Below are 7,383 nucleotides of genomic sequence, written 5' to 3'. Positions count from 1 at the left end.
TCGACCTTTTTATTTTTAAGTATACAGGTCTTCCATTAAGGCGTGTCTACTAAATAGTCTAACTGCAATTACGCTATATTAGGCTGTTTTGGGGCGATTTAACTGTATGGATTGCAGTATAGCGGCACTTTCAATCGGATGGTAGTCTTTTAACTGTATTAATTCCAGTATAGGCCAAGGTGTAACCGTTATCTTATGACGCTGTGGAGCAGTTCGCATCAGTATCTTCAGGCACGGATAAAAAAGAAAAATGGCTGTACAGTTCAAGATGAACTGTACAGCCATTTTTCTTAAGGGAGAAATTAGGGCGTCCATTATCATAATTTTTATCCCATTGAGTCAGTGACTTTTGCGTTGGAGCCGCTTCCCGTCTGCGGCATTTTCGATGGGTGGCGCAGCCCGCCGAATACACACGCTTCGCACTGGCGGCGCACCCCGCCGCATACTCGCGCTTCGCATTGGCGGCGCACCCCGCCGCATACTCGCGCTTCGCATTGGCGGCGCACCCCGCCGCATACTCGCGCTTCGCATTGGCGGCGCACCCCGCCGCATACTCGCGCTTCGCACTGGAGGCGCAGCCCGCCGAATACACACGCTTCGCACTGGAGGCGCACCCGCCGAATACACACGCTTCGCACTGGAGGCGCACCCCGCCGCATACTCGCGCTTCGCATTGGCGGCGCACCCCGCCGCATACTCGCGCTTCGCATTGGCGGCGCACCCCGCCGCATACTCGCGCTGCGCATGGCGGCGCACCCCGCCGCATACTCGCGCTTCGCACTGGAGGCGCACCCCGCCGAATATTCGCACTTCATGCCGGGGGGCGGTTACTCGGCGGGAGGGCGCGTCGACTGTCTTTGTTTGAGCTGCGTATCGACGATCGTCTTTGTTTTTGCCGATTCGTTCGACTCGATCGTTTGGAGAACGAGGTCGACCGCCAAATGGGCCATCCGCTCCTTGTCCACATGCACGGTCGTCAGTTCGGGCGTCACGATGACCGCCTCGGAAATATTGTCGAAGCCGACGACCGATACGTCGTCTGGAATTCGGTAACCAAGCTCGCTGAGCGTTTTGATAGCGCTGATCGCGATATAGTCGCATTCGCAGAAAAACGCCGTCGGAAGCTGACGGCCGGCTTCGAGATAAGCGGCCAGCTGTCGTTTCAGCGCCTCCTGGGAGGTCAAGATCGTCGGGGCGACGGAGAACATGCGCTCCTCCTTCACATCCAGGCCGTATTCGCGCAGCGCTTCTTTGAAGCCGCGCTTCCTGTCGTCGAAATTGCGGATGCGCACATCCGATGCGATATAGCCGATCTCGCGGTGGCCGATACCGCATAAATGAGAGCCGACCTGGTACGCGCCCATCACATTGTTGATAGAGACGAAATGAACGGGCAGTGTTTCGTAGCAGGTATCGAGCACGACGAGCGGAGCGGACAAATCGTCTGCGACCGCCGCAATTTGCGCCTGGTTCAGGTTCGTTCCGAGCAGAATGATCCCCGCGCTGCCGTTCTCCTCCGCGACGGTTTTTATTTCTTTTGCAAAGCTGTCCATCTCAATGGAAGAGAAAATGAGCGAATAGCCTTTGGTGCGGCATCTTTCCTCAATATAGTGAATCAACTCCCGGAAGAAGGGCTGCTGATAGTACTGCTCAAGCACGATGCCCGAGTTTGCGAAGGCCAGAAACGTCAGCGATTTCATTGGGCCGTCCGCCGGCACGGCTCTGAATTTCGGAAGGTAGCCGTTTTCTTTCGCGATCCGTAATATTTTGTCGCGGGTTTCCGCGCCGATCCCCTGCTTCCCGCTAAATGCAAGCGAAACGGCCGATTTTGACACACCCGCCAGCTTTGCGATATCCTCCATTTTCAACGGCGACAGCCTCTTTCCTTGTGGTGTTGATCAGTAATTTTAGTTTACATGGCCTATCCATTTAAAACAAGATAACTAAACTAAATTATTAATTTAGTCAAAAATACTAAATTATAATCACTTATTAACTAAACTAATTGACTTAACTAAATTATGGTGTTAATTTTGAGGAATAACTCATTAAATCGTATAAACTGTTTATTTGTTTAGTTTAGTGTTGCATCCGATTTATTACATCTATTCAGAGGAGAAAAGCGAAATGAAACCCACATTTAAATTAGGCTACGCGCCTACGCGCCGTTTTGTGTTCAGCACGGAAGACGCTTTCAGGTACAAGGTGCTGATCAAGGAGAAGATCGAAAGCTTCGGTATGGATATCGATATTGTCGATCTGGAGGGAATCAACAGCGAAGGATTGCTGTACGACGACAATATCAATGCAGATCTCATTGCGGAGCGTTTCCGGAAGGAAAACGTCGACGCGGTCTTTTTCCCGCACTGCAATTTCGGCACCGAAGATACGGTCGCCCGCGTGGGCAAGGCGCTCGGCAAGCCGGTACTGCTTTGGGGACCGCGTGACGAAGCTCCGCTTGAAGACGGCATGCGGCTGCGCGACACGCAGTGCGGCCTGTTCGCAACCGGCAAAGTACTTCGCCGTTTCAGCGTGCCTTTTACTTATGTGACGAACAGCCGTGTGGACGACCCCGTGTTCGAGCGGGGCTTTACCAACTTCGTTGCTGCAGCCAACGTGGTGCGTCAGTTCCGAAACCTGCGCATCCTTCAAATCGGACCGCGCCCTGCGTCCTTCTGGACCATGATGTGCAACGAGGGCGAACTGCTGGAGCGGTTCGGCATTGAAATTCACCCCATTACACTGGTCGATATTCAGCGTGCATCCAAACGCATTGAGAACGGTACCAGCGCGGAATTGGCCGAGGCCATCGATTACATTAAAGCTAAGCTGGATTGGTCCGAGGTGACTGAAGCCGATGTACGGCGTATCGCATCGCTGAAGGTCGCCATGAAGCAGTACGCGGTTCAGACCGGAAGCACCGCAATCGCGATCCAGTGCTGGTCTTCGCTGCAAGACGCCATGGGCATCATGCCTTGTCTGGCGAACGCCATCCTGACCGACGAGCAAATTCCGGTCACCTGCGAGACGGACATCCACGGAGCTATCACGAGCGTCATGATCCAAGCGGCCACGATGAACACGCAGCCGACCTTTTTCGCAGATCTTACGGTGCGTCATCCGGACAATCCGAACGGCGAGCTTTTGTTCCATTGCGGGAATTTTCCGGTATCGCTCTCGGTCGAGAATAAACCACGGCTACGGAAGCATTTTCTGTTCGACGATCATTCCCCGGGAACTCACGAAGGCGAGATCAAAGGCGGCAGTATGTCTTTGGCCCGCTTCGACGGCGACCATGGCGAGTATCAGCTGTTCCTTGGCAAGGCCCGCGGCATTCAGGGACCTTACACGCGCGGCTCCTACGTATGGGTAGAGGTGAACGATTGGCCGCTGTGGGAAGAAAAATTGGTCAAAGGACCTTATGTCCATCATTCGGTTGGCATTCACGCCAACGCTATCCCTGCTTTATATGAAGCGTGCAATTATATTCCCGGTCTTACGCCTGATCCGGTTGATCCGACAGAACAAGAAATTGGGGCCTGGCTGCGTGGAGCAGGGCTCTAAACAAGGAGGCTTAACCAATGGACACGAAGACATTGCAGGTAAAGGCCGCGCAGATCCGGATGGATTTGCTGCGCATGATCCATGGCGCCAAGACTGGCCATACGGGCGGCTCACTCAGCAACACGGATATTCTCACAGCGCTGTATTACAGGGTGATGAAGCTTGATCCTGCGAACCCGAAGTGGGCTGACCGGGACCGTTTCATCGCAAGTAAAGGCCATTCGGTCGAATCGTTATGGTGTATCCTTGCGGATCTTGGTTTCTTCCCGAAGGAGGATCTTGCAACATTCAGCCAGTTTGGAACGAAGCTTATCGGCCATCCGAACAATAAGGTGCCGGGCATTGAGATGAATACAGGTGCTCTGGGTCATGGGCTTGCGATTTCTGTAGGAATGGCGCTGGCTGCCAAAAGGGATGGCAAAGCGTATCGCGTATTTTGCCTCATGGGCGACGGGGAGCAGGCTGAAGGCTCCGTTTGGGAGGCGGCCATGGCAGGCGCATTTTATAAGCTCGACAACCTGATCGGTATCGTGGACCGCAACCGGCTTCAAATCAGCGGTTCAACGGAAGAGGTTATGGGGCTCGACCCGCTCGACGAGAAATGGGCTTCGTTTGGCTGGAACGTTGTCCCTGTAGATGGTAACGATATCGAGTCGCTGCTCGGCGCATTGGAAGCCGTGCCGTCCGTACAGGGAAAACCGACGCTCGTGATGGCAAATACGGTGAAGGGCAAGGGCGTTTCCTTTGCCGAAAATGTGCCGCACTGGCATCATCATGTGCCAAGCGACGAGGAATTAAAGTCGGCGTTAATTGAGCTGTCGGCCGGGCTGCAAAATCAGGAAGGGCAGGTGCGGTAACGATGGCAAATAAAATACCTAACCGTCAAGTGATCTGCGAGACGCTGGTTGAGCTGGCGAAAGAGGACCGTGATATCATGGTGCTCGCCAGTGATTCCCGGGGTTCAGCAGCGATGGCGCCGTTCGCGAACGCTTATCCGGAACAATTCGTGGAAGTGGGTATTGCCGAGCAGAACATCGTTGGCATTTCCGCCGGCTTGGCACACAGCGGTAAGAAGCCGTTCGTGACTTCGCCGGCCTGTTTCCTCAGCATGCGCAGCATTGAGCAGATCAAGGTTGATGTGGCCTATTCTGCGACGAATGTGAAACTGATCGGCATCAGCGGCGGCGTCAGCTACGGCGCGCTCGGCATGTCCCACCATTCGGTGCAGGATTTGGCGGTCACCCGCGCTATTCCAGGGCTTGCCGTTCTGATGCCTGCCGACCGTCATGAGACGAAACGGATGACGGAGGCGCTCGTTGACTACGAGGGAGGTGCCTATATCCGTATCGGTAGAAATCCGGTCGAAGACGTGTACGAATCAGAAGTGTACGAGTTCAAGATCGGTAAAGCAGTCAAGATGCGCGAGGGTTCCGACTTGACGATCATCGCATCCGGCGAGACGGTCCGGGTTGCGCTTGATGCGGCAGCGGAATTGGAGGAAGCAGGCGTAATGTGCCGTGTTCTGAATATGCATACGATCAAGCCGCTGGATGAAGAAGCGATTATCCGAGCGGCGAGGGAAACGGGAAGAATGATTACCGTGGAGGAACACAGCATCCATGGAGGGCTCGGCGCAGCGGTGGCAGAGGTCGTTGTGCAGAATCAGCCGGTTCCTGTTAGCATCCTGGGTATTCCGGACGAACCGGCCATTGCAGGCAAGACCGCCGAGGTGTTCGAACACTACGGCATCAGCGCTGCGGGCATTAAGCGGGTGGCTCTGAATATGCTCGGCAGATAGGGGTGTTTTACTGTGAACAAACAATATCTGCTTACGATCGATCAGAGCACATCGGGCACCAAAGCGTTTGTCATTAACCTTTCCGGAACAATTGTTGCGAGAAGCAATGCCGAACACAAGCAATTTTATCCGTTTCCGGGATGGGTCGAACATGATCCTATGGAGATTTATCATCATGTCATCGAGACTTCGAGAAATGTGCTCCGGAAGGCAGGCATCCAGCCGTGCGAGCTTGCTGCCGTGACTATTACGAATCAGCGCGAGACGGCCGTGATGTGGGACCGAACCACCGGGAAGCCGATAGGCAGCGCCATTGTTTGGCAATGCCAGCGGACGGCGGCGGCTTGCGAATCACTGAAAAAAGCAGGATATGCCGATATCGTTCAAGATAAAACCGGACTTTTGCTTGATCCCTATTTCTCTGCTTCGAAATGGGGATGGATGCTGGAGAATATCGAGGATGCAGCGAAAATGCTGGAAGCAGGAACACTGCTCGCCGGAACGATGGACAGCTGGCTCATATGGAAGCTCAGCGGAGGAGCCGTCCACGCAACAGATGTGACCAATGCAAGCCGAACTTCTTTGTTCAATATTCATAAGCTTCGATGGGATGGGGAGTTATGCAAGATATTTGGCATTCCGCCCGAGATTCTACCTGAAGTGAAATTCTCAGACGACCGATTCGGATTCACGAACATTTCCGAGCTTTTTGAAGAGCAGGTGCCTATTACCGGTATCATCGGGGATTCTCAAGCAGCGTTGTTTGGCCAGCTTTGCTTCGAGCCGGGTATGGCCAAGGCAACTTACGGGACAGGGACATCGGTGTTGATGAACGTAGGGGAGAAGCCGGTGCCGGCAGCTAACGGTCTTGTCCTCGCAATTGCCTGGGGGATGGGCGGGAAAGTGACCTATGCTTTGGAGGCGGTAATCAGAACTTCGGGCGACAGCATCAAGTGGGTTCGCGATAATTTGGGGTTGTTCGCGACTTTCGAGGAGATGGACAATCTGCTTGCCCAGGTGCATGATAACGAGGGCGTCTATCTGGTACCCGCTTTTGTAGGTTTGGGGGCGCCGTATTGGGAGCCGAACGTCAGGGCATCCATCATGGGGATGAACCGCGGCTCAGGCAGACCGCACATCATTCGCGCCGCATTAGAAAGCATCGCCTACCAGGTTTATGACGCCGTCCAGCTTATGCAGGAGGAATCGGGCATTCCTCTTGCCGGACTCCGCGCTGACGGAGGCGCTTCCGACAATGGTTTGCTGATGCAGTTCCAGGCCGATATGATCGGCTCATCCGTGACAAAATCAGATGTCGCAGAGCTCTCTGCGATGGGATCCGCTTATATGGGTGGGCTCGGGATCGGTTTCTGGAGCGGTATAGATCAGATTGCCGGTCAGCACCGGTCCCGCCGGTATTATGAACCGTCTATGGTTGAGGCTGAACGAAAACGCAACTATGAGGGCTGGGTGAGAGCGGTTGCCGCGGTTCTTCACGGCAGTAAGGAAGCTTAGTTGAAAGAGGCTGCGGCTATTCATCATCGATAATAGGGTAGAGGTTGTTCATTCCGACCCTAAATTCTCTTGAGGCAGCAGCCAAGCCTGACACATTTCCGGACATGTGAGCGGACTCCTGTCACCTGCGCCCCTTCAATACTGAATGGAATGACAACCACAACATAGGTTTACCCCTCAGGCAGTTTCAGCTCTACATGCAGAAGCTGCCTTTCTTTGTGTCTGCACTTGGCCTTTCTTGTGTCTGCACTTGTACCTTTCTTTTGTCTGCACTTGTGCCTTTCTTTGTGTCTGCACTTGTGCCTTTCTTTTGTCTGCGCAGCGGCAGTTCCCAGTGTCCACGATGCTTCGAAGGGAGGGTTTTAGCGCTGCATATCGATTAGCAAGCTTTCGATAGACAAACTTAGTCGGATTCCGGTATGTATCGGAGCATCCGGTTATAGTGAAAGTTATGAAAACGCTTCATAATGAGGAAGGATCATAGGAGTAAACCAAGCGTCTTCTTC

General features: G+C 53.7%; 6 protein-coding genes. 4 read left to right on the top strand and 2 right to left on the bottom strand.

Annotation, left to right across the window (positions count from 1 at the left end; all coding sequences use genetic code 11):
* Positions 1–193: 193 nt before the first annotated feature.
* Both ACFPYJ_RS04350 and ACFPYJ_RS04345 read right to left on the bottom strand, forming a co-directional pair.
* Positions 194–781 carry a hypothetical protein gene (locus ACFPYJ_RS04350; RefSeq protein ID WP_379186809.1) on the bottom strand — a complete coding sequence of 196 codons (588 nt, stop codon included), beginning with the start codon at positions 779–781 and terminating at the stop codon, positions 194–196.
* 46 nt (positions 782–827) lie between these two features.
* On the bottom strand, positions 828–1,868 hold the full coding sequence (locus ACFPYJ_RS04345; RefSeq protein WP_379186808.1) for a LacI family DNA-binding transcriptional regulator: 1,041 nt from the start codon (positions 1,866–1,868) through the stop codon (positions 828–830).
* A 259-nt stretch (positions 1,869–2,127) separates the two neighbouring features.
* Between ACFPYJ_RS04345 and ACFPYJ_RS04340 the strand changes: the two genes are divergently transcribed.
* Genes ACFPYJ_RS04340 through glpK form a run of 4 tightly spaced genes read left to right on the top strand, consistent with a single transcriptional unit; the run spans position 2,128 to position 6,877 of the window.
* Positions 2,128–3,564, top strand: coding sequence for an L-fucose/L-arabinose isomerase family protein (locus ACFPYJ_RS04340; RefSeq protein WP_379186827.1), 1,437 nt, complete (start codon positions 2,128–2,130; stop codon positions 3,562–3,564).
* 17 nt (positions 3,565–3,581) lie between these two features.
* Positions 3,582–4,421, top strand: a complete 840-nt coding sequence (locus tag ACFPYJ_RS04335; protein WP_379186807.1) for a transketolase — start codon at positions 3,582–3,584, stop codon at positions 4,419–4,421.
* Positions 4,422–4,423: 2 nt separating this feature from the next.
* Positions 4,424–5,362 carry a transketolase family protein gene (locus tag ACFPYJ_RS04330; RefSeq protein WP_379186806.1) on the top strand — a complete coding sequence of 313 codons (939 nt, stop codon included), beginning with the start codon at positions 4,424–4,426 and terminating at the stop codon, positions 5,360–5,362.
* A 12-nt stretch (positions 5,363–5,374) separates the two neighbouring features.
* Positions 5,375–6,877, top strand: a complete 1,503-nt coding sequence (gene glpK, locus ACFPYJ_RS04325) for a glycerol kinase GlpK (RefSeq protein WP_379186805.1) — start codon at positions 5,375–5,377, stop codon at positions 6,875–6,877.
* The last annotated feature ends 506 nt before the right edge of the window (positions 6,878–7,383 follow it).

Source organism: Paenibacillus solisilvae (assembly GCF_042656405.1).
GTDB classification, from domain to species: Bacteria; Bacillota; Bacilli; order Paenibacillales; family Paenibacillaceae; genus Paenibacillus_Z; species Paenibacillus_Z solisilvae.
The sequence above is the reverse complement of the archived record's forward strand: the minus strand, read 5'-3'. Positions and strand labels throughout refer to the sequence as shown.